The sequence below is a fragment of the Pseudomonas sp. CF161 genome (genome assembly GCF_000416215.1).
Classification (GTDB): Bacteria; Pseudomonadota; Gammaproteobacteria; order Pseudomonadales; family Pseudomonadaceae; genus Aquipseudomonas.
The window spans coordinates 86,206-110,175 of sequence record NZ_ATLP01000074.1 but is presented as its reverse complement, the minus strand read 5'-3'; the positions used below and the strand labels follow the sequence as shown (position 1 = coordinate 110,175).

Here is a 23,970-nt window from a genome sequence, read left to right as displayed (position 1 = left end):
TTCGAGGATGTTGTATGACTTTATCCCTGCCCCAGCACTACCGCGAAATACTCAAGGGCATCGGCGAAGACCCGGACCGCGAGGGCTTGCTGGACACCCCCAAGCGCGCGGCCAAGGCCATGCAGTATCTGTGTCATGGCTATGCCCAGTCGGTGGACGAGATCGTCAACGGCGCCCTGTTTGCCTCCGACAGCGATGAAATGGTGATCGTCGCCGACATCGAGCTGTATTCCCTGTGTGAGCATCACCTGCTGCCCTTCATCGGCAAGGCCCATGTCGCTTACATTCCGACCGGCAAGGTGCTGGGGCTGTCGAAGATCGCCCGGATCGTCGACATGTTTGCCCGACGCCTGCAGATCCAGGAAAATCTCACCCGGGAAATCGCCGACGCCGTGCAGCAGGTGACCCAGGCCGCCGGCGTCGCGGTGGTGATCGAAGCCAAGCACATGTGCATGATGATGCGCGGCGTCGAGAAACAGAATTCGACCATGCACACCTCGGTGATGCTCGGCGCGTTTCGCGAATCGAGCACCACGCGCCAGGAATTCCTGCAATTGATTGGACGGAGCAAGTAGCAATGCCACAACTTCAGCCAGGAATGGCACGCATCCGGGTCAAGGACCTGTGCCTGCGGACCTTTATCGGCATCAATGAGGAAGAGATCCTCAACAAGCAGGATGTGTTGATCAACCTGACCATCCTCTATGCCGCCCAGGACGCCGTGCGCGATAACGATATCGACCACGCCCTGAACTACCGCACCATCACCAAGGCGATCATCGCCCACGTGGAGGGCAACCGTTTCGCGCTGCTTGAGCGCCTGACCCAGGAATTGCTGGATCTGGTCATGGCCAACGAATCGGTGCTCTACGCCGAGGTCGAAGTCGACAAGCCCCACGCCCTGCGCTTTGCCGAATCGGTATCCATCACCTTGGCGGCAAGCCGCTAGCCGCAAGTTGCAAGCGGATCTTGAAGCTTGCCGCTTTCCTCCACTTCTTCAGCCAGTGAATCCCATGACTTCCCAAGAACGCCTGGAACTTGAAGCCGCCGCCTTCCGCCGCCTGGTTGCGCACCTGGACAGCCGCAAGGACGTGCAGAACATCGACCTGATGAACCTCGCCGGCTTCTGCCGCAATTGCCTGTCCAAGTGGTACAAGGCCGAGGCTGATGAACGTCAGATCGAGCTCAGCCTCGATGACGCCCGTGAAGTGGTGTATGGCATGCCCTACGCCGAGTACAAAGCCAAATACCAGAAAGAAGCCAGCGCCGAACAGCAAGCGGCGTTTGCCAAAGGAAAACAGCATGACTGACCTGAACACCCTGCGCACCAGCCTCAACAGCGGCGAACACGCCTTCGCCGACACCCTGGGCTTTATCGCCGCGCATTACGACTATCAGCCCCAGGCCTTCGACAACGGTGGCCTGGAAAGCAGCGCCGGGCAGAACGAAGGTTCGTGCAAGACCCTGGGCCTGGCGTTGCTTGAAGGCTTGAGCGATAAAGAGGCCCTGCTGGCCTTCGGTGAGCATTACCGGGCGGTGCTGGCCACCCCTGAAGGCAGCGATCACGGCAATATCCGCGCGCTGATCGCCCACGGCCTGGCCGGGGTCAAGTTCTCCGGCGCGCCGCTGGCGCGCAAAGCCTGACCCGCAACGACGACCGTTGAGTCGCCCATAAAAAAACCGGCTTGCGCCGGTTTTTTTATTGCAACTGCCTTAGAACGAAGCGTTCTGCAGGTCGTCCAGGTAACGCTCGGTATCCAGGGCCGCCATGCAGCCGGCGCCGGCCGAGGTGATCGCCTGACGGTACACGTGGTCAGCCACGTCGCCGGCCGCGAAGATGCCTTCAACGCTGGTGGCAGTGGCGTTGCCGTCACGGCCGCCCTGCACCACCAGGTAGCCATCCTTGAGTGTCAGCTGGCCTTCGAACAGCGAGGTGTTCGGGGTGTGGCCGATGGCGATGAACACACCGTCGACTTTCAGTTCGTCGAAGCTGCCGTCGTTGTTCTTCAGACGCGCACCGGTCACGCCCATGTTGTCGCCCAGCACCTCGTCGAGGTTGGCGTTGAGCTTGAGGATGATCTTGCCCTCGGCAACCCGTGCGTTGAGCTTGTCGATCAGGATCTTCTCGGCGCGGAAGGTTTCGCGACGGTGGATCAGGGTCACGGTGCTGGCGATGTTGGCCAGGTACAGGGCCTCTTCAACCGCGGTGTTGCCGCCGCCGACCACAGCCACCGGCTTGTTGCGATAGAAGAAACCGTCGCAGGTGGCGCAAGCGGAAACACCCTTGCCCATGAACGCTTCTTCCGACGGCAGGCCCAGGTAACGGGCGCTGGCGCCGGTGGCGATGATCAGCGCGTCGCAGGTGTAGGTGGCGCTGTCGCCGGTCAGGCTGTACGGCTTGGAAGCGAAGTCGACGGCATTGATGTGGTCGAAAACGATTTCAGTCTCGAAACGTTCGGCGTGCTCTTTCATCCGCTCCATCAGCGCCGGGCCGGTCAGGCCGTGGACGTCGCCCGGCCAGTTGTCGACTTCGGTGGTGGTGGTCAGCTGGCCGCCGGCCTGCATGCCGGTGATCAGCAGCGGCTTCAGGTTGGCACGGGCCGCGTAGACCGCAGCGCTGTAACCGGCAGGGCCGGAACCCAGAATAATCACACGCGAATGACGTACATCAGACATGACTCACTCCTATCAACCGGGCCGGATAACCGGGCGCGGAACGCCGGATGACCGGCTGGAATAAAAAAGGACCGCGAAAGCACTTGGGGAAGGCTTGGGCTCGCAAGTCCGAAAAATAATGGGTGAAGCGTATAGAGGGGGCGAAGATTAAGGAAATACGGATTAACAATCCAGCTCATAGGCGGTCTCTATCCGGTACCGGCGTATTTGACGGCGCCTTTGTTACAGCTGATGTCGACCTGATCGCCCCGCTTTCGCCCGCCTGGCAAAGCCGGTAAGGTCGGCGCGTTTCCACACTGCTCGGAGCTCCTTATGCCCGCCCCCGTTATGTCCGGCCCGCAATACCTGCGCGAAGGCCTGAAGCTGGTCCTAAGCCCCGGCCTGCGTTTGTTCGTCCTGCTGCCCCTGATGATCAATCTGGTGCTGCTCGTCGGATTGATCTACCTGGCCGGCCATTACTTCAGCATCTGGGTCGATGGCCTGATGCCGTCGCTGCCGGACTGGCTGAGTTTTCTCAGTTATGTCATCTGGCCGTTGTTTGTGGTGCTGGTGGCGCTGATGGTGTTTTTCAGCTTCACCATGCTCGCCAATATCATTGCCGCACCGTTCAACGGCTTTCTGGCCGAGAAGGTCGAAGTGGTGGTGCGGGGCACCGATGACTTCCCGCCTTTCAGCTGGGGCGAGCTGATCGCCATGGTGCCGCGCACCCTGTCCCGGGAAATGCGCAAACTGGGTTATTTCCTGCCGCGGGCCCTGGGCCTGTTCATCCTTTCGTTCATCCCCGTGGTCAACCTGATCGCCGCCCCGCTGTGGCTGATCTTCGGCATCTGGATGATGGCCATCCAGTACATCGACTACCCGGCGGATAACCACAAGCTGGGCTGGAACGAAATGCTCGCCTGGCTGCGGCAGAAGCGCTGGCAGAGCATGAGCTTCGGCGGCATCGTCTACCTCGCGCTGCTGATCCCGTTCGTCAATATCCTGATGATGCCGGCGGCAGTGGCCGGGGCCACGTTGTTCTGGGTTCGCGAGCGCGGCGCCGAGAACCTGGTGACCCAGAAAGGCTGAGCGGGTCACAAATCCATCATCGCAACGTCACAATGAAGACATGGCCTCAGCCGACACTGAGGTCATGACGACAGCTCTGCATATCACCCTGATCACCGAAACCTTCCCTCCGGAAATCAACGGCGTGGCCAACACCCTGGGCCGCCTGTGCGATGGTTTACGCGCGCGCGGGCATCAGGTCGATCTGATCCGCCCGCGCCAGGGCTGCGACCAGAGCCGCCTCAGCGACGATGGCCTGCTGCTCTGCCGCGGCTGGCCGCTGCCGGGTTACCCAGGGCTGCAATGGGGCCAGTCGTCGATGCACAAGCTGTTGCGGCGCTGGAAACGCCAGCGCCCGGACGTACTGTATATCGCCACCGAAGGTCCCCTGGGCTTATCGGCCTTGCGCGCCGCACGGCGCCTGGGGATCAGCGTGGTCAGCGGCTTCCACACCAACTTTCAGCAATACTCCAGCCAATACGGCCTGAGCTTGCTGACACGGCTGTTGACCCATTACCTGCGCTGGTTTCACAACCGCTCCAAGTTGACCCTGGTGCCCAGCGCCAGCCAGCGCCTGGAACTGGAGCGGCGTCATTTCGAACGCCTGGAGTTGCTGTCCCGAGGCGTCGACAGCCAACTGTTCCACCCGAGCAAGCGCCTCAACGGCCTGCGTGAAAGCTGGGGCCTGGGCCATGACGAACTCGCGGTGATTCATGTCGGGCGCCTGGCCCCGGAGAAAAACCTCGGCCTGCTCAGGCGCTGCTTCGACAGTTTGCAGACGACTTATCCACAACGGCGGATGAAATTGATCGTGGTCGGCGATGGCCCGCAACGGGCGGCCCTGGAAAAAGAGTTGCCCGAGGCCATCTTCTGCGGCGCCCAGCGCGGTGAAGCCCTGGCCAGTCACTATGCGTCCGGCGACCTGTTTCTATTCCCCAGCCTCACTGAAACCTTCGGCAACGTGGTGCTGGAGGCCCTGGCCTCGGGGCTGGGCGTGGTGGCCTACGACCAGGCGGCAGCGGCGGCCCATATCCGCCACGGCTATAACGGGGTGCTGGCGATGCCGGGCGATGAAGGGGCGTTTTGCGATGCGGCCAATTGGCTGCTGGAGGAGGCCGAGAGCCTGCGCCGGGTGCGGCTCAACGCCCGCCAGCACGCCAGCCGCCAGGGATGGCCGGCAATTATCGAGCAGTTTGAAAACCAGCTGCGTGGCGCCTGCCTTGAGGAACCGGTGGTGGTAAAGGGTTCGACCCTGACCTGAAGCTTCACCGGCCGGCCTTGCGCCGACCGGTGATCCGCGCGTCGCCTAGACCAGGGTGGTCAGGGCCTCGCGGCTGAACGGCAGGATGTCCTGCTCACGCCCTTCGCGGACTTTTTGCGCCCAATCCGGGTCGACCAGCAAAGCGCGGCCCACGGCGACCAGGTCGAATTCGTCGTTGTTCAGGCGCTCCAGCAGCTTCTCCAGGCTGGCCGGCTGCGCGACCTTGTCGGTGTTGACCATGAATTGCAGGAACTCGCCATCCAGGCCCACGCTGCCCACGGTGATGGTCGGCTTGCCGGTGAGCTTGCGAGTCCATCCGGCCAGGTTCAGTGGCGAGCCGTCGAACTCCGGCTCCCAGAAGCGCCGCGTCGAGCAGTGAAAGATATCCACACCCGCGTCCGCCAGCGGCTGCAGGAATTCACCCAGGGCCTCCGGGGTTTGCACCAGGCGAGCGCTGTAGTCCTGCTGCTTCCATTGCGAAAAGCGCAGGATGATCGGGAAGCCCGGTCCCACTGCCGCCCGCACGGCTTGAATCAATTCAATGGCAAACCGCGAGCGCTTGGCCAGGCTGCCACCGTATTCATCGGTACGCTGGTTGCTGCCCTCCCAGAAAAACTGGTCCACCAGGTAACCGTGGGCGCCGTGGATCTCCACGCCGTCCATGCCGATGCTCTGGGCATCCTTGGCGGCCTGGGCGAAGGCTGCGATCACCGCCTGGATATCCTGGTGGGTCATGCCGTGGACCACGACCTGGCCGTCCTTGAGTTTTTCCGTCGGACCATACCCCGGCACGCTGGCATCCGGCTCGGTGCCGATGCGCCGTACGCTGCCCACATGCCACAGCTGCGGGACGATTTTTCCGCCTTCGGCGTGCACCGCGTCCACGACTTTCTTCCAGCCAGCCAGCGCCGCCTCACCGTAGAAATGCGGCACATTGGGGTAACCGTTGGCGGCCTTGTGGTCGACCGTGGTGCCTTCGGTGATGATCAGGCCCACACCGGCCGCCGCGCGGCGCCGGTAGTATTCGATGACTTTCGAGTTCGGCACGCCGCCCGGGGAGAACGAACGGGTCATGGGAGCCATCACCACGCGGGTCGGCAGCTCCAGGGCGCCGAGCTGAAACGGTTTGAACAGGGCTTGAGCAGACATGCGGCACTCCATGGATAAGCGGATTCAATTCGGCGGGCAACCGTTGGCCAGAGCCAGGCAGCGGCGAGCTTATGATGGGGATAATATTCGTCGCTCAAAGCGCCGCACAGCACTATTGATCAGGGTGATTAAGGTGCAAAAGTGCGAGAGGGGATCGACGCACGACGCGTCGTTACAAGGCAGGAAACCAGCCGGGCAGCGAGGCCCGGCAGTGTCTCTCAGCTCAAGGCTTTTTCAATCGCCTGGATCACGGTGGGATCATCCGGTGCGGTGCGCGGCGAGAAACGCGCCAGGACGCGGCCGTCCTTGCCCAGCAGGAACTTCTCGAAATTCCAGGTGATATCTCCCGGAAACTCGGCCCCCTCACCCGCCAGCAGACGGTACAGTTGATGACGTTCAGGACCGTTCACCTCCAGCTTGCTGCTCAGTGGAAAGGTCACGCCATAGTTGAGGCTGCAGAACTCCTGGATTTCCTGCTCGGTGCCCGGTTCCTGGCCGGCAAACTGATTGCACGGCAGGCCCAGCACGCTGAAACCCTGGTCTTTGTATTGCTGGTAGAGGTTCTCCAGCGCCGCATACTGTGGTGTCAGACCACACTTGGAGGCGACGTTGACCACCAGCACGACGTGCCCCTTGAAGGGCGCGAGCGCTAGCTCCTGACCATCCAGGGCTTTCAATTTAAGGTCGTGAAAAGCACTCATGACGAACTCCAGATTCCCGTGTTCTTGCAGAAAAACAGCACCCGACAGTCACACTCACTCGCCGGCAACAACCGTCGCGGACTAAAAAGGCGCCCTCGGGCGCCTCTCCAGTCAACTTGAGCTTAGCGCAGAAAATCAGTGGTGATGACCACCTTCGCCATGGACGTGACCATGGGCGATTTCTTCCTGGCTGGCGTCACGGATGTCGACGATTTTGACTTGGAAGTTCAAACGCTGGCCGGCCAACGGGTGGTTGCCGTCAACGGTCACATCGTCGCCGTCCAGATCACGGATGGTCACGATCTGCATCTGGCCGTCCGGAGCGGAAGCGTGGAACTGCATGCCCACTTCCAGCTCGTCGACGCCTTCGAACATGCTGCGGCTCAGGGTGCTGACCAGTTCGGCAGCGTATTCGCCGTAGGCATCTTCAGGTTCTACGGCAACAGTCAGTTCATCACCGACTTTCTTGCCTTCCAGGGCTTTTTCCAGGCCTGGAATGATGTTGCCTGCACCTTGCAGGTAGACCAGCGGCGCGCCGCCGGCTGAGCTGTCGATGACCTCACCAGCGTCGTTGGTCAGGGTATAGTCGATGGAGACAGCCTTGTTGGCGGCGATCAGCATGGGGGCGAGACCTTTTGCATAAGAATGAAGAACGGACAAGTCTAAACAAGGATTTGCCCGAAAGCGAACAGAACCCGGACGGACGGGCTCGAACGAAGCCGCCGACGGTCACTGGTTTTCATCAGGACGAAGAGCAGCACTGGGTCGCCGAGCTTTCCTGCGGCCACACCCAGCATCTGCGCCACCAGCCACCCTGGCAATCACGGGCCTGGGTCACCGACGCCGCGCAACGGCAGAAAAAAATAGGCCAAGCCTTTGCCTGCGGCTGGTGTGCTCAGGGCCTGGATAACGATAACCTTAGCGTCTGACTATCAGGTAGGCGGCCAGACATAGACCGCCACCTTTGCCATGCACCCTTCGAGAACCCGCATGCAAACTTTTTTTATCGCACCCACCGATTTTGGTGTGGGTCTGACCTCCATCAGCCTCGGGCTGGTGCGTACGCTGGAACGGGCCGGGCTCAAAGTCGGCTTTTTCAAACCCATTGCCCAGCCCCATCCGGGCGACACCGGCCCCGAGCGCTCCACCGAACTGGTGGCCCGCACCCACGGCCTCAAGCCCCCGCAACCCCTGGGCCTGGCCCATGTCGAGCGCATGCTGGGCGACGGCCAGCTGGATGAGCTGCTCGAAGAAATCATCACCCTGTACCAGGAAGCGGCCGTCGGCAAAGACGTGCTGATCGTCGAAGGCATGGTGCCGACCCGCAGCGCCAGCTATGCGGCCCGGGTCAACCTGCACCTGGCGAAAAGCCTGGACGCCGAGGTGATCCTGGTCTCCGCCCCGGAAAACGAAGTGCTCACCGAGCTTTCCGGGCGTGTCGAGTTGCAGGCCCAACTGTTTGGCGGCCCACGCGACCCGAAAGTGCTGGGGGTGATCCTCAATAAGGTGTGTACCGACGAAAGCATGGAGGCTTTTGCCGCGCGCCTGAAGGAACACTCGCCACTCCTGCGCAGCGGTGATTTCCGCCTGCTGGGCTGCATTCCGTTTCAACCGGAGCTGAACGCCCCGCGCACCCGTGACGTGGCCGACCTGATGGGGGCCCAGGTACTCAACGCCGGCGACTATGAAACCCGGCGCATGACCAAAATCATCATTTGCGCGCGCACCATGCGCAACACCGTGGAGCTGCTCAAACCCGGCGTGCTGGTGGTCACTCCCGGCGATCGCGACGACATCATCCTCGCGGTGAGCCTTGCCGCCATCAACGGCGTGCCCCTGGCCGGCCTGCTGCTGACCAGCGATACCCTGCCCGACCCACGGATCATGGAGCTGTGCCGCGGCGCCCTCAACGCCGGCCTGCCGGTGCTGTCGGTGAGCTCCGGCTCCTACGACACCGCCAACCAGCTCAACGGGCTGAACAAGGAAATCCCCATCGACGACCGCGAGCGCGCGGAAATCATCACTGACTTCGTCGCCAGCCACCTCGATGCCCGCTGGCTGCACCAACGCTGCGGCACCCCACGGGAAATGCGCCTGTCCCCGGCGGTGTTCCGCTACCAGTTGATCCAGCGCGCCCAGGAAGCCAACAAGCGCATCGTCCTGCCCGAAGGCAGCGAACCCCTGACCGTGCAGGCCGCAGCCATCTGCCAGGCCCGTGGCATTGCGCGCTGTGTGTTGCTGGCCAAGCCGGAAGATGTCCAGGCCGTGGCCCGTGCCCACGGTATCGAACTGCCCGAAGGCCTGGAGATTCTCGACCCGGACCTGATTCGCGAACGCTACGTCGAGCCGATGGTGGCCCTGCGCAAGAGCAAAAGCCTCAACGCACCGATGGCCGAACAGCAACTGGAAGACCCAGTGGTGATCGGCACCATGATGCTGGCCCTGGATGAAGTCGATGGCCTGGTGTCCGGAGTCATTCACTCCACCGCCAACACCATTCGCCCGGCGCTGCAACTGATCAAGACCGCCCCGGGCTGCACCCTGGTGTCCTCGGTGTTCTTCATGCTGTTCCCCGAGCAGGTGCTGGTCTACGGCGACTGCGTGATGAATCCGCACCCAAGCGCCAGCGAACTGGCCGAAATCGCCCTGCAAAGCGCCGACTCGGCGGCGGCCTTCGGGATCACCCCACGGGTGGCGATGATCAGCTACTCCAGCGGCGACTCGGCCAGCGGTGAAGAAGTGGAAAAAGTCCGCGAAGCCACCCTGCTCGCCCACGAAGCCCAAAGCACTCTGCTGATCGACGGGCCGCTGCAGTACGATGCCGCGGCCAACGAAGCGGTTGCCCATCAATTGGCGCCCAACAGCCAGGTGGCGGGCAAGGCCACGGTGTTTGTGTTCCCCGACCTGAACACCGGCAACACCACCCACAAGGCGGTGCAACGCAGTGCCGACTGCGTCAGCCTGGGGCCGATGCTGCAAGGCCTGCGCAAACCGGTAAACGACCTGCCCCGTGGGGCGCAGGTGGACGACATCGTTTACACCATCGCCCTGACCGCGATTCAAGCCGCCAACCGACCTGTGGATATCTAAATGCTGGAATTCCTGCCTGCCGCCGTGCGCGGGGTGATCGCGTCGCTGTTACTGGCGTTGAACACTATCCTGCTGTGCTCGTTCCTGTTCTGCGTGGCGATCTTCAAGCTGCTGCCGTTCGCCCTCACCCAGCGCTTCACCGATTGGCTGATGAGCCATACCCACGAAGCCTGGATCAGCAACAACAATGCCTGGATGAAACTCATCTGCCGCACCCGCTGGCACCTCAGCGGGCTCGAGGGCCTGGACTACCAGCACTCCTACCTGGTCACCAGCAACCACCAGAGCTGGGTCGACATCATGGTCCTGCAATACGTGCTCAACCGGCGCATCCGCCCGCTGAAGTTCTTTCTCAAGCAGGAACTGATCTGGGTCCCGGTCATTGGCCTGGCCTGGTGGGCCCTGGGTTTCCCGTTCATGAAGCGCTACACCAAGGCCTACCTGGAAAAGCACCCGGAGAAAAAAGGCCAGGACCTGGAAACCACGCGCAAGACCTGTGCGAAGTTTCGCAACAACCCGGTGGGAATGTTCAATTTCGCCGAGGGCACGCGCTTTACCGAGGGCAAGCACGCACAGCAGCAATCGCCCTTCCGCTACCTGCTCAAGCCCAAGGCCGGCGGCATCGCCTTTGTGCTGGATGCCATGGGTGAACAACTGAAATCGATCGTCAACGTCACCATCCACTACCCCGCCGGTCGCCCGGGTTACTGGGACCTGCTGTGCGGCAGGGTGAAAGAGGTGGTCGTGCATTTCGAAGAGCTGCCGATCCCGCCCCAGTTCATTGGCAAAAACTACGAACAGGACGCCGAGTACCGCCAGCAATTCCAGAGCTGGATCAACCAGCTGTGGCTGGACAAGGACGCGCTGCTGGAAAAAATGCACCGCGACTATCCGCCCCGCCCCTAATCCCCGAGCCACAAAAAAGCCCGCAGCCGATCACTCGACTGCGGGCTTTTTCTTGCCGCTTCAAGCTTGAAGCTTGAAGCGGCTATCACGTCAAATCGCGCCGCGCTGGCGCAACAGATCCAGCACCTGCTTGACGCTTTCTTCCAGCGACAGCGCCTGGGTGTCGATCACCAGGTCGGCATTCAATGGCACATCGTACGGGAAGGACTCACCCGGGATGTTGTCGCCACCGGCAGCGTACAGACCTTGTGGATCACGCTCGGCACACACCGCTGGCGAAGCCTGCACGTAGATGGTCAGCAAACGCTCCTTGCCGATCAGCGCCTTGGCCTGCTCACGCCCTTCGGCGTCTGGAGCGACAAAGGCGGCCAGGGTCAGCAGGCCGGCTTCGTTGAACTGACGGGCAACGTGCGCCGCACGACGCCAGTTCTCGGTACGCCCGGCACGGTCCTGCGGCAAGCCCTTGTTCAGGTCATGACGCAGGTTCTGGCCATCCAGGACAAACACCGCACGGCCCATGTCGAACAGCTTGCGTTCAACCGCGTAGGCCAGGGTGCTCTTGCCGGCGCCCGACAGGCCGCTGAACAGCACGGTGGCCGGCTGCTGGCCAAAGCGCTGGGCACGTTCTTCGGTCGCTACATGGGCCAGCTTGCCATGGTGCGTGGCGCTGCCATGGGCCAGCGGCTGGGCGACAATCATGCCGGCGCCCACAGTGCCGTTGGTCAAGCGGTCGATGATGATAAAAGCGCCGGTGGTGCGGTTGCTTTCGTAGCCGTCGAGGGCGATCGGCGCGTCGAGGCTGATCTTGACCTTGCCGATCTCGTTCAGCTGCAAGGCACTGGCCGGGCCTTCTTCCAGGGTGTTGACGTCGACCTTGTTGACGATGCTGGCAATCGAGCCCGGCACGTAACTGGTGGCGCGCTTGATGTCGTACTTCTTGCCCGGCAGCATTGGTTCTTCAGCCATCCACACCAGCATGGCTTCAAAGCTGTCGGTCACCGGCGGCACGTTGTCGGCGTGTACCAGCAGGTCGCCACGGGAGATATCGATTTCGTCTTCCATGGTCAGCGTCACCGCCTGACCCGGACCTGCATGCTCCAACTCACCTTCGAAGGTGACGATGGACTTGACCCGGCTGCTCTTGCCCGACGGCAGCACGACGATCTCGTCGCCCTTGTGCACGATGCCGCTGGCCAGGGTGCCGGCAAAACCACGGAAGTTCAGGTTCGGACGATTCACGTACTGCACCGGGAAGCGCAGGTCGGTGAAGTTGCGATCGCCGGCCACTTCCACGGTTTCGAGGATTTCCATCAGCGACTGGCCGGTGTACCACGGCGAACGCTCGGACTTGTTCACCACGTTGTCGCCCTTGAGGGCCGACATCGGCACGAAATGCATGCTGGTGGGCTGCATCTTCAGGCCTTCGGCGAACTTCAGGTAGTCGGCCTTGATCGACTCAAATACACCCTGGTCGAAGCCCTTGAGGTCCATCTTGTTGATGGCCACAACGATGTGCTTGATGCCCAGCAACGAGGCGATGAAGCTGTGGCGACGGGTCTGGGTCTGCACGCCGTAACGGGCATCCACCAGGATGATCGCCAGGTCGCAGGTGGACGCGCCGGTCGCCATGTTGCGGGTGTACTGCTCATGCCCGGGGGTGTCGGCGATGATGAATTTGCGCTTGGCGGTGGAGAAGTAACGGTAAGCGACATCAATGGTGATGCCCTGCTCACGCTCGGCCTGCAGGCCGTCGACCAGCAACGCCAGGTCGATGTCGTCACCGGTGGTGCCGACTTTCTTCGAGTCGCGGGTAATGGCTTCCAGGTGATCTTCGTAGATCATCTTGGAGTCGTGCAGCAAGCGCCCGATCAGCGTGCTCTTGCCGTCGTCGACGTTACCGCAGGTCAAAAAGCGCAGCAGCTCTTTACGTTCGTGCTGGCCCAGGTAAGCGAGGATGTCCTCGCTGATCAAATCAGATTGATGGCTCATTGGGTTCAAGCTCCAAGCTGTAAGCTTCAAGCGGCAAGCTTGTCGGCGTACAGCTAGTCAGAAATTTTGTTGATCAGGCCGCTGAGCATTTTTGAAAGCTCGCGAGTTTCTGTAATCCAATTTTCAGCCAACGGCTTTGCGATGTTGGCAATCTCACTGCCGATGATGATCTGCGTGCACAACTCCCCGTTGGAAGCCTTTGCAATCCAGAGAAACAGCACTTCTCTCTGGCGCTGCGTCGCTCCATACCTTCAGCGATATTGGAGGGCACCGAGAGTGCCGAGCGAGTGATTTGACTCTTGAAAGCAAAGTCCTCGCATCGCGCAAACTCTCTATAGATATCTACCGCCAGAGACTTGCTTCTCTGCCAAACAACCAGCTTCTCGAAATCCATGACGAGTTACCCGCTGCCGGCTCACAGCAACCCGCTGCACGCATCAAACTGCAAATTACGCATCCCGCGCTTAACTTGCAGCTTGCCGCTTGTAACTCAACGCTTAAAAGTATCCTTGACGTTTTTTGTCTTCCATCGAGCCTGCGCCATCGTGGTCGATGACCCGGCCCTGGCGCTCGGAAGTTCGCGTCAGGAGCATTTCCTGGATGATGTCCGTCAGGCTTTCGGCCTCGGACTCCACCGCGCCCGTCAACGGGTAGCAACCAAGGGTACGGAAACGCACTTTCTTTTTGACGATACGGGCTTTGTCTTCATCGGACAGGTGTTCGAGGATCCGCTCGTCGTCAATCATGATCAGGGTGCCGTTCTTCTCGATCACTTCGCGTTCAGCGGCGAAGTACAGCGGCACGATCGGGATGCCTTCGAGGTAGATGTACTGCCAGATATCCAGCTCGGTCCAGTTCGACAACGGGAACACGCGGATCGATTCGCCCTTGTTGACCTTGCCGTTGTAGACGTTCCACAACTCGGGGCGCTGGTTCTTCGGGTCCCAGCGGTGCTTGCTGTCGCGGAACGAGTACACGCGCTCTTTGGCACGGGACTTCTCTTCATCGCGACGGGCACCACCGAAGGCGGCATCGAAGCCGTACTTGTCGAGGGCCTGTTTCAGGCCTTCGGTCTTCATGATGTCGGTGTGCTTGGCACTGCCGTGGGTGAAAGGGTTGATGCCCTGCGCCACACCGTCCGGGTTGACGTGGGTGATCAGGTCCAGGCCCAGTTCCTCGACCATCTTGTCGCGGAACCTGTACATCTCCTGGAATTTCCACTGGGTGTCGACGTGCATCACCGGGAACGGCAGTTTGCCGGGGAAGAACGCCTTGCGGGCCAGATGCAACATCACGGCGGAGTCTTTACCGATGGAGTACAGCATCACCGGATTATCGAACTCGGCGGCCACCTCGCGGATGATGTGGATGCTTTCCGCCTCCAGCTGTTTCAGATGCGTCAGTTTGTCGACCATGGCTACTCACGAAAGCTTTCTTATGGACGGCCATCGGGCCGTGTTCGAGCGGGGCATGCTAGCACAGCGTCATCTTCTAATCAGGCCGCCAGATAGAACGAAACGATATATGAATATATCGCCTCGTTAGGGCTCGACCGAGCCTTTCACCGCCGAGGATCAGATCGGATTCGGGCAGTCGATAAACAGATGCTCCAGGGCAAAACGCCGCGCCAAGTAGTCGCCCAGTGCCTGCACCCCGTAGCGTTCAGTGGCATGGTGGCCGGCGGCGATAAAGCTGATGTCGTTTTCCCGGGCGCTGTGGAAGGTCTGCTCCGAGGCCTCACCGCTCAGGTACAGGTCGACCCCGGCCAGCACCGCCTGGTCGATGTAACCCTGGCCACCACCGGTGCACCAGCCCACACGGCGGATCATCTCGCTGCCTTCGATCAGCAAGGGCTCGCGGCCCATGGCTTCCTGTACCCGGCGGGCAAAGTCGCGGGCGGTCATCGGCTCGCTCAGGGAACCCACCAGGCCGACGATTTTCGGGTTTTCCGGGTCCAGCGGGCCTTCGACGGTGATGTCCAGCTGTCGCGCCAGTTGCACGTTGTTGCCGACCTCGGGGTGCAGGTCCAGCGGCAGGTGATAGGCCAGCAGGCTGATGTCGTGCTTGAGCAGGGTTTTCAACCTACGCTGCTTCATGCCGGTGATGCAGGGGTTCTCGCCTTTCCAGAAATAACCGTGGTGCACCAGCACCAGGTCAGCCTTGGCCTCGACCGCGGCGTCGAGCAGCGCCTGGCTTGCGGTGACCCCGCTGACAATGCGCATCACCTGCGGCCGGCCTTCGACCTGCAGGCCGTTGGGGCAATAATCGGCGATCCGCGAACTGCCCAGATATCGGTCCGCTTCTTCTACCAGGGTGCTCAGGGCAACGGCCATAAAAGACTCCTAAATATCCCGTTCAGAGGCGCGCGTGGCCTCGTATAATGCGCGACATTATGGGCCGTGTGCGGTCCTTCGTAACCACCCAGGACTTGCTCAATGCTCAAGGCTCTGCGTTTTTTTGGCTGGCCGCTGCTGGCCGGCGTGCTTATCGCGCTGCTGATTATCCAGCGTTACCCGCAATGGGTCGGGCTGCCCAGCCTGGACGTCAACCTGCAGCAGGCGCCGCAGACCACCAGCACCCAGCAAGGCCCGGTGTCCTATGCCGATGCAGTGGTCATCGCCGCACCGGCGGTGGTCAACCTGTACACCACCAAGGTGATCAACAAAACCGCCCATCCTCTGTTTGAAGACCCCCAGTTCCGGCGCTTCTTCGGCGACAACCTGCCCAAGCAGCAGCGCATGGAGTCGAGCCTGGGTTCGGGGGTGATCATGAGCCCGGAAGGCTACCTGCTGACCAACAACCATGTGACCACCGGTGCCGAGCAGATTGTGGTGGCCCTCAAGGATGGCCGTGAAACCCTGGCCCACGTCATCGGCAGCGATCCGGAAACCGACCTCGCGGTGCTCAAGATCGACCTGAAAAACCTGCCATCGATCACCATCGGCCGCTCGGAAAACATCCGCGTCGGCGACGTCGCGCTGGCCATCGGCAACCCGTTCGGGGTCGGCCAGACGGTGACCATGGGCATCATCAGCGCCACCGGGCGCAATCAATTGGGCCTGAACAACTACGAAGATTTCATCCAGACCGACGCCGCCATCAACCCGGGCAACTCCGGCGGCGCCCTGGTGGACGCCAACGGCAACCTGACCGGCATCAACACCGCAATCTTCTCCAAGTCCGGCGGCTCCCAGGGCATCGGCTTTGCCATCCCGATCAAACTGGCCATGGAGGTGATGAAGTCGATCATCGAGCACGGCCAGGTAATCCGTGGCTGGCTGGGGATCGAGGTGCAGCCATTGACGCAGGAACTGGCGGAATCCTTTGGCCTGTCCGGACGCCCGGGGATCGTGGTCGCGGGGATCTTCCGCGATGGCCCGGCGCAGAAGGCCGGCATGCAACTGGGTGACGTCATCCTGAGCATCGATGGCGAGCCGGCAGGCGACGGTCGACGCTCGATGAACCAGGTGGCGCGGATCAAGCCCAGCGACAAGGTCAGCATCCTGGTGATGCGCAATGGCAAGGAGCTCAAGCTCACCGCCGAGATCGGCCTGCGCCCACCGCCAGCACCGGTTAAAGAACAAGAGTAAGTGCCGACCGGGGGCGACCCCGGTTAAAAGCATATATTCTCATTGGTCATGTTATATTGTTTCAATATCGCTATTGGAACGATGCCATGACGTCCCGCAAAATCGTCTCCCTGGCAGGCCTGACCCTGGGCCTGCTGGGGGATCCCGTCTTCGCCGAAGAACCGCAAACCGTTGAACTGGACGCCATCAGCGTCACCTCTGAATTTCCCTCGGCCAGCGAACCGCACAAAGGTTATCGCGCCACCTATGCCAGTGGCGCGACCAAGACCGACACCGCGCTCCGCGACATCCCGCAATCCATCAGCGTCATCCCCGCCAGCGTGCTCACCGACCTGGGCAGCAACCAGGTCGAACGGGCCCTGGAATTCGCCGGCGGTGTTTCCAAGCAGAACAACTTCGGCGGCCTGACCCTCTACGAATACAGCGTGCGCGGCTTCACCGCCTCCGAGTTCTACAAGGACGGTTTCAGCGCCAACCGCGGTTATCCCAGCACCCCGGACGCGGCCAATATCGAGCGCATTGAAGTGCTCAAGGGCCCCGCCGCCAGCCTTTACGGACGTGGCGACCCAGGGGGCACGGTTAATATCGTGACCAAGAAACCCCAGCCCGAGGCCTTCGCCACCCTGCAGACCAGCGCCGGCAGTTGGGACCGCTATCGCACCGCCCTCGACCTCAATACCCCGCTCGACGAGCAAGGCAAACTGCTGTCGCGGGTCAATCTGGCGGTGGAGGACAACCACAGCTTTCGCGATCACGTCGACAGCAAGCGGGTTTTCGTCGCGCCCTCCTTCAGCTGGCAGCTGGACCCGGACACCCGCCTGAGCCTGGAAAGCGAGTTGGTCCGCCACAGCTCCACCTTCGATCGGGGCATCGTCGCCCCCAATAATCGCTGGAGCGGCGTGTCGCGCTCGACCTTTCTTGGCGAACCCAACGACGGCGACATCGACAACCACAACAACCTGCTGCAAGCGGCCCTCGAACATCAGCTCAATGACGCCTGGTCATTGCGCCTGGCCAGCCACTACAAGCAAGGCCAGCTATGGGGCTTTGCCTCGGAAAGCCGCCCGCTGAACCCCAACGGCCACAGCGTCAACCGCCGCTATCGCGAGCGCGACACCTCGTGGCACGACAGCATCAGCCAGCTGGAACTGCGCGGGCGCGTCGACCTTGGCCATTGGCAACATGAGCTGCTGCTCGGCAGCGAGTACGAGGACTACCGCAAGAACGAACGCGTCACCACCCGCGCCGGCGGCGGCTATGCCATCGATATCTACGACCCGGTCTACGGCCAGACGAAACCAGCGGGCCTGCCCTCGGGCACCGATTTCTTCGAGCATGTGCGCAGCCAGGCGCTGAACCTGCAGGACCAGATCATCTTCAGCGAGCGCCTGCGCGGCCTGATCGGCGTACGTTTCGAGCATTTCGAGCAGGCCATCGATAACCATGTCAGCGGCAACACCAGCCGCCAGACCCACGACGCCCTGACCCAACGGGTCGGCCTGCTCTATCAGTTGACCCCGCAACTGGGCCTGTTTGCCAACGCCTCGACCTCGTTCAAGCCGAACAATGGCCTGGATGCGGCCGGCAAGTCGTTCAAACCCGAAGAAGGTGTCGGCTATGAAGCCGGACTCAAGAGCGAGCTGTTCGACGAGCGCCTGAGCGCCACCCTCGCCGTGTTCCACATCGAAAAGGAAAACGTCCTGGCGCTGGACCCAGACACCGACTCCAGCCGCGCCGTGGGCCGGGCCCGCAGCCAAGGTATCGACCTGCAACTGAGCGGGCAACTGACGGACGCGGTACGGGTGATCGGCGCCCTGGCCTACATCGATGCCGAGGTCACCAAGGGCGACCAGGCGATCCCCGCCGGCAGCCGGGTCCTGGGCGTGGCCAAGCGCAGCGCCAGCCTGCTGGGGGTCTATGAATTCCAGGATGGCTGGCTGCGCGGCTCCGACGCAGGCGCGGCCCTCACCTACGTCGGTGACCGCTCGGGTGAAGCCGGAGGCAGCTTCGAGTTGCCGGCGTACCACACGGTCGATTTGCTGGCGCACTACAAGGCCAGCGACGAACTGACCCTGGGCCTGAACCTGAACAACCTGTTCGACGAAAAATATTACGAGCGCTCCTACAGCAACTACTGGGTCAATCCCGGCGAGCCGCGCAATTTCACCGTCAGCCTGACACTCAACCTGTAACAGGAATTCGCCATGCACCCACTCCCCTCACGCGCCCTCTGCGGGCTGCTCGGTTTGCTGCTCGCGGCCCAGGCCTCGGCCCACGGCCTGTGGACCGAACAACGACGCGGCAACATCGAGGTCGTCTACGGCCACGGCGCCGAAGACAACGCCTTCAAAGCGCAAAAAATCAGTGGTGCCTGGGCCTTTGATGGCAGCGGCAAAATGATCCCGGTGACGGTCCAGCGCCTGCCGGACCACGCACGCCTGCTGCCGTTGAAACCGCCGGCAATCATGGCCGTGGCGCTGGATAACGGCATGTGGTCGCAGACCGCAGACCAGAAGTGGATCAACCAGGGACGCAGCACAGTACCCGGCGCGGTGGCATCGACCCAGACCTTCAAGTACAGCCTGACGATTTACCAGCCGGGGGCGAAGTTGCCGCCGTTGCAGCAGATCAAGCTATTGATTCGCCCCGAAGTCGACCCGCTGACCGTCGGCCCGGGCAACGCCCTGCCGGTTCGGGTGCTGCTCGACGGCAAGCCCGTGGCCGGGGTCAAGCTGATCGGTGACTATCGCAACGCGCCCAGCACCTTGAGCAGCGAAACCGATGCCGAAGGCCGGGCCCAGGTGATTGTGCGCAATGAGGGTTTGAACGTGATTGCGGCGCAGCTGGAAGTGCCGGTGAAAGACAACCCGGATGTGGCGTCACGCGGGTTGTTCAGTTCCCTGACCTTCCTCGGCGAGCCCCATCACGAATAAGCCTGCAGCCCGCATCAGCCGCCATTGCGGCGGCTGATGCCTCAGGCCAGCAGCGCGCTACAGCTCGCCCAGGCCGTCGATCAGCGCCTGGTTCTGCTCCGGGGTGCCGATGGTGATACGCAGGAACTGCGCGATGCGTTCCTGTTTGAAGTGACGCACGATCACCCCCTGTTCGCGCAGCTTGGCCGCAAGGCCGGCGGCATCGTGCTGCGGGTGACGGGCAAAGATGAAGTTGGCCGCCGACGGCAGCACTTCAAACCCCTTGGCCTGCAACTGCGCCACCACGTGCTCGCGACTGTCGATCACCTGTTTGCAGGTCTGCTCGAAGTACTCGCGATCCTCGAATGCCGCAGCGGCGCCGACAATCGCCAGGCGATCCAGCGGGTAGGAGTTGAAGCTGTTCTTGATCCGCTCCAGGGCCTCGATCAGGTCCGGATGGCCCACCGCCAGACCGACCCGCAGGCCCGCCAGGGAACGGGACTTGGACAGGGTCTGGGTCACCAGCAGGTTCGGGTAACGGTCCACCAGGCTGATCGCGGTCTGGCCGCCAAAGTCGATATAGGCCTCATCCACCACCACCACGGAGTCCGGGCTGGCCTTGAGGATCTGCTCGATCGCCTCCAGCGCCAACAGGCAACCGGTGGGCGCGTTGGGGTTGGGGAAAATGATCCCGCCATTGGCCCGGGCGTAGTCTGCCGTGCGGATCTGGAACTGCTCATCCAGCGCCACCGCTTCGAACGGGATGCCATACAAGCCGCAATACACCGGGTAGAAGCTGTAGCTGATATCGGGAAACAGCAGCGGCTGCTCGTGCTGGAACAGGCCGTGGAAGATATGCGCCAGCACCTCGTCGGAACCATTGCCAAGGAACACCTGGCTGGCCTGCACCCCGTAATACTCGGCGACGGCGTGCTTGAGCAGGTCGCTGTTGGGGTCCGGATACAGGCGCAGGTTGTCGTTCAACTCGCCGCGCATCGCCGCCAGCGCCTTGGGCGACGGGCCGTAGGGGTTTTCGTTGGTGTTGAGTTTGACCAGCTTGGCCAGTTTCGGCTGTTCGCCCGGCACATAAGGCACCAGATCCTTGACGAACGGACTCCAGAATTTGCTCATGCTCATTGCCCCTGCTCTTGATCGTCGACGATGCGGTACTCGGCGCTGCGGGCGTGGGCGGTCAGCGACTCGCCACGGGCCAGCACGGAAGCGGTCTTGCCCAGTTCGGAAGCACCCTGCTCGGAGCAGAAGATGATCGACGAACGTTTCTGGAAGTCATAAACCCCCAGCGGCGACGAGAAACGCGCGGTGCCGGAGGTCGGCAGCACGTGGTTCGGGCCCGCGCAATAGTCGCCCAGGGCCTCCGAGGTGTGGCGTCCCATGAAGATCGCGCCAGCGTGGCGAATCTGCGGCAGCCAGGCTTGCGGGTCAGCCACCGACAGCTCCAGGTGTTCCGGGGCAATGCGGTTGGCGACGTCGATCGCCTGCTGCATGTCGCGCACCTTGATCAGGGCGCCACGGCCGTTGATCGAAGTGTTGATGATTTCCGCGCGCTCCATGGTCGGCAGCAGCTTGGCGATGCTCGCCGCCACCCGGTCGAGGAACTCGGCATCCGGGCTGACCAGGATCGCCTGGGCGTCCTCGTCGTGCTCGGCCTGGGAGAACAGGTCCATGGCGATCCAGTCCGGATCGGTCTGGCCATCGCACACCACCAGAATCTCCGACGGCCCGGCGATCATGTCGATCCCCACCTGGCCAAAGACGTGGCGCTTGGCGGTGGCGACATAGATGTTGCCCGGCCCCACCACCTTGTCCACCCGAGGCACGCTTTCAGTGCCGTAGGCCAGGGCGGCTACCGCCTGGGCGCCACCGATGGTGAAGACCCGGTCGACCCCGGCGATGCAGGCCGCAGCCAGCACCAGCTCATTGAGCTCGCCACGCGGGGTGGGCACAACCATCACCACTTCGGCGACGCCGGCGACCTTGGCCGGAATCGCGTTCATCAGCACCGAAGACGGATAGGACGCCTTGCCGCCCGGCACATAGAGCCCGGCACGGTCCAGCGGGGTGACTTTCTGCCCCAGCACCGTGCCGTCGGCCTCGGTGTAGGTCCAGGAATCCTGTTTCTGTTTTTCGTGGTAGCTGCGCACCCGAGCGGCAGCCTTTTCCAGGGCTTCGCGCTGGGCCACGGTGATGCGGGTCAAGGCCAGTTCCAGGCGCTCGCGCGGCAGGATCAGGTCGGCCATGGACGCCACTTGCAGGCCATCGAACTTCTCGGTGAACTCCACCAGCGCCGCATCGCCACGCTCGCGCACGGCCTTGATGATGTCCAGCACCCGCTGATTGACCGAGTCGTCAGACACACTTTCCCAGCTCAGCAGATGATCCAGATGATGCGCGAAATCCGGGTCAGCAGCGTTGAGTCGGCGAATTGCAGTCGGTGCGGTCATAGCGAGAGCCTCATAGGATTGGCAAAAACTCAGGCGCCCGAAGCTACCATTCGATCCGCTTGGGCACCTGAGAATTCTGGCTATGAGGCGGATAGACGGGCGCAACTCAAGGTTGCGCGGGTAAATCAGCCGCGGTGTCGCGACTCCACTGCTTTGCGCAGGGTGTCGATCAACGCCTGGATACGGGCGTGTTGCATTTTCATCGAAGCCTTGTTGACGATCAGCCGGGAGCTGATGTCGGCAATGAAATCCTGGGGTTCCAGGCCATTGGCGCGCAAGGTGTTGCCGGTGTCGACCACGTCGATGATCTTGTCGGCCAGGCCAATCAGCGGCGCCAGCTCCATGGAGCCGTAGAGCTTGATGATGTCGACCTGGCGGCCCTGCTCGGCGTAGTAACGCTTGGCAACGTTGACGAACTTGGTCGCCACCCGCAGCCGGCCCTTGGGCTCGACATCGCCGACCCGGCCAGCGGTCATCAGCTTGCACAGGGCGATACGCAGGTCCAGGGGCTCATACAGGCCCTGGCCGCCGTATTCCATCAACACATCTTTACCGGCCACGCCCAGGTCTGCGGCACCATGCTCGACGTAAGTCGGCACGTCGGTGGCACGCACGATCAGCAGGCGTACATCGGCCTGGGTCGTGGGGATGATCAGCTTGCGGCTCTTGTCCGGATTCTCGGTCGGCACGATACCCGCTTCAGCCAGAAGCGGCAGGGTGTCGTCCAGAATGCGGCCCTTGGACAGTGCGATGGTCAACATGGGAAACGTCAGTCCTTATCAGGCTACTGATGGCCGGTCGCAAACGGCGCCGGACACGCATCGAGGGCATTACAGCCTCGATGAAGCAAATCAGTTAACAGCAAACTGTGGCGAGGGCGCTTGCTCCCTCACCACAATTGCAGCAGAAACTAGCCCGGTACGCGGCGGATCTTGGCGCCGAGCATCTGCAGTTTCTCTTCGATGCACTCGTAACCACGATCGATGTGGTAGATGCGGTCGATCAGGGTGTCACCTTCGGCGATCAGCGCCGAAATCACCAGGCTGGCCGAAGCGCGCAGGTCGGTGGCCATGACGGGCGCGCCCTTGAGCTTCTCGGTGCCGGTGACGATGGCCGTGTTGCCTTCAACCTGGATCTTGGCGCCCATGCGGTGCAGTTCGTAAACGTGCATGAAGCGGTTTTCGAAGATGGTCTCGATCACCGCGCCAGTGCCTTCGGCAATCGCGTTGAGGGAGATGAACTGCGCCTGCATGTCGGTCGGGAACGCCGGGTACGGAGCGGTACGCACGTTCACGGCTTTGGGCCGCTTGCCGTGCATGTTCAGTTCGATCCAGTCTTCGCCGCAGGTGATTTCAGCACCGGCTTCGCGCAGTTTTTCCAGCACGGCTTCGAGGATGGTCGGATCGGTGTCCTTGACCTTGACGCGGCCGCCGGTAACGGCTGCAGCCACCAGGTAGGTGCCGGTCTCGATACGGTCCGGCATCACCTTGTAGGTGGCCGGGTGCAGACGCTCGACGCCATCGATGGTGATGGTGTCGGTGCCGGCGCCACTGATCTTGGCGCCCATGGCGATCAGGAAGTTCGCCAGGTCGATGACTTCAGGTTCGCGAGCGGCGTTTTGCAGCACACTGCGGCCTTTGGCCAGAGCGGCCGCCATCATGATGTTCTCGGTACCGGTCACACTGACGGTGTCGAAGAAGAAGTGCGCACCGCGCAGGCCACCCTCAGGGGCCTTGGCCTTGATGTAGCCGCCTTCGACGTCAATCACCGCACCCATGGCTTCCAGGCCACGGATATGCAGGTCGACCGGACGCGAACCGATGGCGCAACCGCCAGGCAGGGCCACTTCGGCTTCGCCGAAACGGGCAACCATCGGGCCCAGTACCAGGATCGAGGCACGCATGGTTTTCACCAGTTCGTACGGTGCGATCAGGGTCTTGATGGTGCGCGGGTCGATTTCGACGCTGAGCTTCTCGTCGATCACCGGCTCGATGCCCATGCGACCGAACAGCTCGATCATGGTGGTGATGTCGTGCAAGTGCGGCAGGTTGGCCACAGTCACCGGGCCATCGCACAGCAGGGTAGCGGCCAGAATCGGCAGGGCGGAGTTCTTCGCCCCGGAGATGCGGATTTCGCCATCAAGACGAACACCGCCGGTAATAATCAATTTATCCATAAGAATCTCGA

General features: G+C 62.0%; 23 protein-coding genes and 1 pseudogene. 12 read left to right on the top strand and 12 right to left on the bottom strand.

The genetic code is table 11. The annotated features are described in order from the left end of the window. Positions 1-14: 14 nt before the first annotated feature. The 4 genes from folE (at position 15) to CF161_RS13645 (ending at position 1,644) form a co-directional block, all read left to right on the top strand. Positions 15-575 carry a GTP cyclohydrolase I FolE gene (gene folE, locus CF161_RS13660; RefSeq protein WP_020297175.1) on the top strand — a complete coding sequence of 187 codons (561 nt, stop codon included), beginning with the start codon at positions 15-17 and terminating at the stop codon, positions 573-575. Between the two features lie 2 nt (positions 576-577). Beyond that, on the top strand, positions 578-949 hold the full coding sequence (gene folX / locus CF161_RS13655; RefSeq protein ID WP_020297174.1) for a dihydroneopterin triphosphate 2'-epimerase: 372 nt from the start codon (positions 578-580) through the stop codon (positions 947-949). A 64-nt stretch (positions 950-1,013) separates the two neighbouring features. Next, on the top strand, positions 1,014-1,310 hold the full coding sequence (locus tag CF161_RS13650) for a DUF1244 domain-containing protein (RefSeq protein WP_020297173.1): 297 nt from the start codon (positions 1,014-1,016) through the stop codon (positions 1,308-1,310). Further along, on the top strand, positions 1,303-1,644 hold the full coding sequence (locus CF161_RS13645) for a HopJ type III effector protein (RefSeq protein ID WP_020297172.1): 342 nt from the start codon (positions 1,303-1,305) through the stop codon (positions 1,642-1,644). The genes CF161_RS13650 and CF161_RS13645 overlap by 8 nt, the downstream gene beginning before the upstream one ends. Before the next feature lie 69 nt (positions 1,645-1,713). On the opposite strand, the gene trxB is transcribed toward CF161_RS13645, so the two are convergent. Continuing rightward, on the bottom strand, positions 1,714-2,676 hold the full coding sequence (trxB, locus tag CF161_RS13640; protein WP_020297171.1) for a thioredoxin-disulfide reductase: 963 nt from the start codon (positions 2,674-2,676) through the stop codon (positions 1,714-1,716). Positions 2,677-2,988: 312 nt separating this feature from the next. Between trxB and cysZ the strand changes: the two genes are divergently transcribed. Beyond that, a complete protein-coding gene (cysZ, locus tag CF161_RS13635) occupies positions 2,989-3,744 on the top strand; it encodes a sulfate transporter CysZ (protein ID WP_043229381.1) in 756 nt (251 codons plus the stop codon). A 40-nt stretch (positions 3,745-3,784) separates the two neighbouring features. Next, positions 3,785-4,984: a glycosyltransferase family 1 protein gene (locus CF161_RS13630; protein ID WP_020297169.1), complete on the top strand. Its 1,200-nt coding sequence runs from the start codon at positions 3,785-3,787 to the stop codon at positions 4,982-4,984. Positions 4,985-5,029: 45 nt separating this feature from the next. On the opposite strand, the gene CF161_RS13625 is transcribed toward CF161_RS13630, so the two are convergent. The 3 genes from CF161_RS13625 to CF161_RS13615 all read right to left on the bottom strand — a co-directional run bounded on the left by CF161_RS13625 (position 5,030) and on the right by CF161_RS13615 (position 7,455). Next, positions 5,030-6,133 (bottom strand): NADH:flavin oxidoreductase, encoded by a 1,104-nt coding sequence (locus CF161_RS13625; RefSeq protein WP_020297168.1) that lies wholly within the window; start codon positions 6,131-6,133, stop codon positions 5,030-5,032. Positions 6,134-6,351: 218 nt separating this feature from the next. Then, positions 6,352-6,834, bottom strand: a complete 483-nt coding sequence (locus CF161_RS13620; protein ID WP_020297167.1) for a glutathione peroxidase — start codon at positions 6,832-6,834, stop codon at positions 6,352-6,354. Positions 6,835-6,969: 135 nt separating this feature from the next. Beyond that, complete coding sequence (locus tag CF161_RS13615; RefSeq protein WP_020297166.1) at positions 6,970-7,455, bottom strand: peptidylprolyl isomerase; 486 nt, start codon at positions 7,453-7,455, stop codon at positions 6,970-6,972. A 14-nt stretch (positions 7,456-7,469) separates the two neighbouring features. Between CF161_RS13615 and CF161_RS32235 the strand changes: the two genes are divergently transcribed. The 3 genes from CF161_RS32235 to CF161_RS13605 all read left to right on the top strand — a co-directional run bounded on the left by CF161_RS32235 (position 7,470) and on the right by CF161_RS13605 (position 10,830). Next, a complete protein-coding gene (locus CF161_RS32235; RefSeq protein WP_156882684.1) occupies positions 7,470-7,763 on the top strand; it encodes a DUF3565 domain-containing protein in 294 nt (97 codons plus the stop codon). A 61-nt stretch (positions 7,764-7,824) separates the two neighbouring features. Next, the gene (gene pta, locus CF161_RS13610; RefSeq protein WP_020297164.1) at positions 7,825-9,924 is read left to right on the top strand and encodes a phosphate acetyltransferase; all 2,100 of its coding nucleotides are present in this window, start codon (positions 7,825-7,827) and stop codon (positions 9,922-9,924) included. Beyond that, a complete protein-coding gene (locus tag CF161_RS13605) occupies positions 9,925-10,830 on the top strand; it encodes an acyltransferase (RefSeq protein WP_020297163.1) in 906 nt (301 codons plus the stop codon). A 90-nt stretch (positions 10,831-10,920) separates the two neighbouring features. On the opposite strand, the gene cysN is transcribed toward CF161_RS13605, so the two are convergent. The 4 genes and pseudogenes from cysN to CF161_RS13585 all read right to left on the bottom strand — a co-directional run bounded on the left by cysN (position 10,921) and on the right by CF161_RS13585 (position 15,152). Beyond that, on the bottom strand, positions 10,921-12,819 hold the full coding sequence (cysN, locus tag CF161_RS13600; RefSeq protein ID WP_020297162.1) for a sulfate adenylyltransferase subunit CysN: 1,899 nt from the start codon (positions 12,817-12,819) through the stop codon (positions 10,921-10,923). A 53-nt stretch (positions 12,820-12,872) separates the two neighbouring features. Further along, a pseudogene (locus tag CF161_RS13595) lies at positions 12,873-13,213 on the bottom strand (four helix bundle protein). A 103-nt stretch (positions 13,214-13,316) separates the two neighbouring features. Next, positions 13,317-14,234 (bottom strand): sulfate adenylyltransferase subunit CysD, encoded by a 918-nt coding sequence (gene cysD / locus CF161_RS13590; protein WP_020297160.1) that lies wholly within the window; start codon positions 14,232-14,234, stop codon positions 13,317-13,319. A gap of 159 nt (positions 14,235-14,393) precedes the next feature. Continuing rightward, complete coding sequence (locus CF161_RS13585) at positions 14,394-15,152, bottom strand: Nif3-like dinuclear metal center hexameric protein (protein ID WP_020297159.1); 759 nt, start codon at positions 15,150-15,152, stop codon at positions 14,394-14,396. A 102-nt stretch (positions 15,153-15,254) separates the two neighbouring features. Between CF161_RS13585 and algW the strand changes: the two genes are divergently transcribed. From algW to CF161_RS13570, 3 genes are all read left to right on the top strand, one after another. Continuing rightward, positions 15,255-16,409, top strand: coding sequence for a Do family serine endopeptidase AlgW (gene algW / locus CF161_RS13580; protein WP_020297158.1), 1,155 nt, complete (start codon positions 15,255-15,257; stop codon positions 16,407-16,409). Positions 16,410-16,495: 86 nt separating this feature from the next. Further along, entirely contained in the window at positions 16,496-18,601 is a 2,106-nt protein-coding gene (locus CF161_RS13575; RefSeq protein WP_020297157.1) for a TonB-dependent siderophore receptor, read from the top strand. Between the two features lie 12 nt (positions 18,602-18,613). Beyond that, positions 18,614-19,342 carry a DUF4198 domain-containing protein gene (locus CF161_RS13570; RefSeq protein WP_020297156.1) on the top strand — a complete coding sequence of 243 codons (729 nt, stop codon included), beginning with the start codon at positions 18,614-18,616 and terminating at the stop codon, positions 19,340-19,342. Positions 19,343-19,399: 57 nt separating this feature from the next. Here CF161_RS13570 and hisC read toward each other — a convergent pair whose 3' ends face one another. The 4 genes from hisC to murA all read right to left on the bottom strand — a co-directional run bounded on the left by hisC (position 19,400) and on the right by murA (position 23,959). Beyond that, entirely contained in the window at positions 19,400-20,452 is a 1,053-nt protein-coding gene (hisC, locus tag CF161_RS13565) for a histidinol-phosphate transaminase (protein WP_020297155.1), read from the bottom strand. A gap of 2 nt (positions 20,453-20,454) precedes the next feature. Continuing rightward, the gene (hisD, locus tag CF161_RS13560) at positions 20,455-21,783 is read right to left on the bottom strand and encodes a histidinol dehydrogenase (protein WP_020297154.1); all 1,329 of its coding nucleotides are present in this window, start codon (positions 21,781-21,783) and stop codon (positions 20,455-20,457) included. Between the two features lie 125 nt (positions 21,784-21,908). Next, positions 21,909-22,544, bottom strand: a complete 636-nt coding sequence (gene hisG, locus CF161_RS13555; RefSeq protein WP_007901570.1) for an ATP phosphoribosyltransferase — start codon at positions 22,542-22,544, stop codon at positions 21,909-21,911. A gap of 149 nt (positions 22,545-22,693) precedes the next feature. Further along, positions 22,694-23,959, bottom strand: a complete 1,266-nt coding sequence (murA, locus tag CF161_RS13550) for a UDP-N-acetylglucosamine 1-carboxyvinyltransferase (protein WP_020297153.1) — start codon at positions 23,957-23,959, stop codon at positions 22,694-22,696. Positions 23,960-23,970 lie beyond the last annotated feature (11 nt).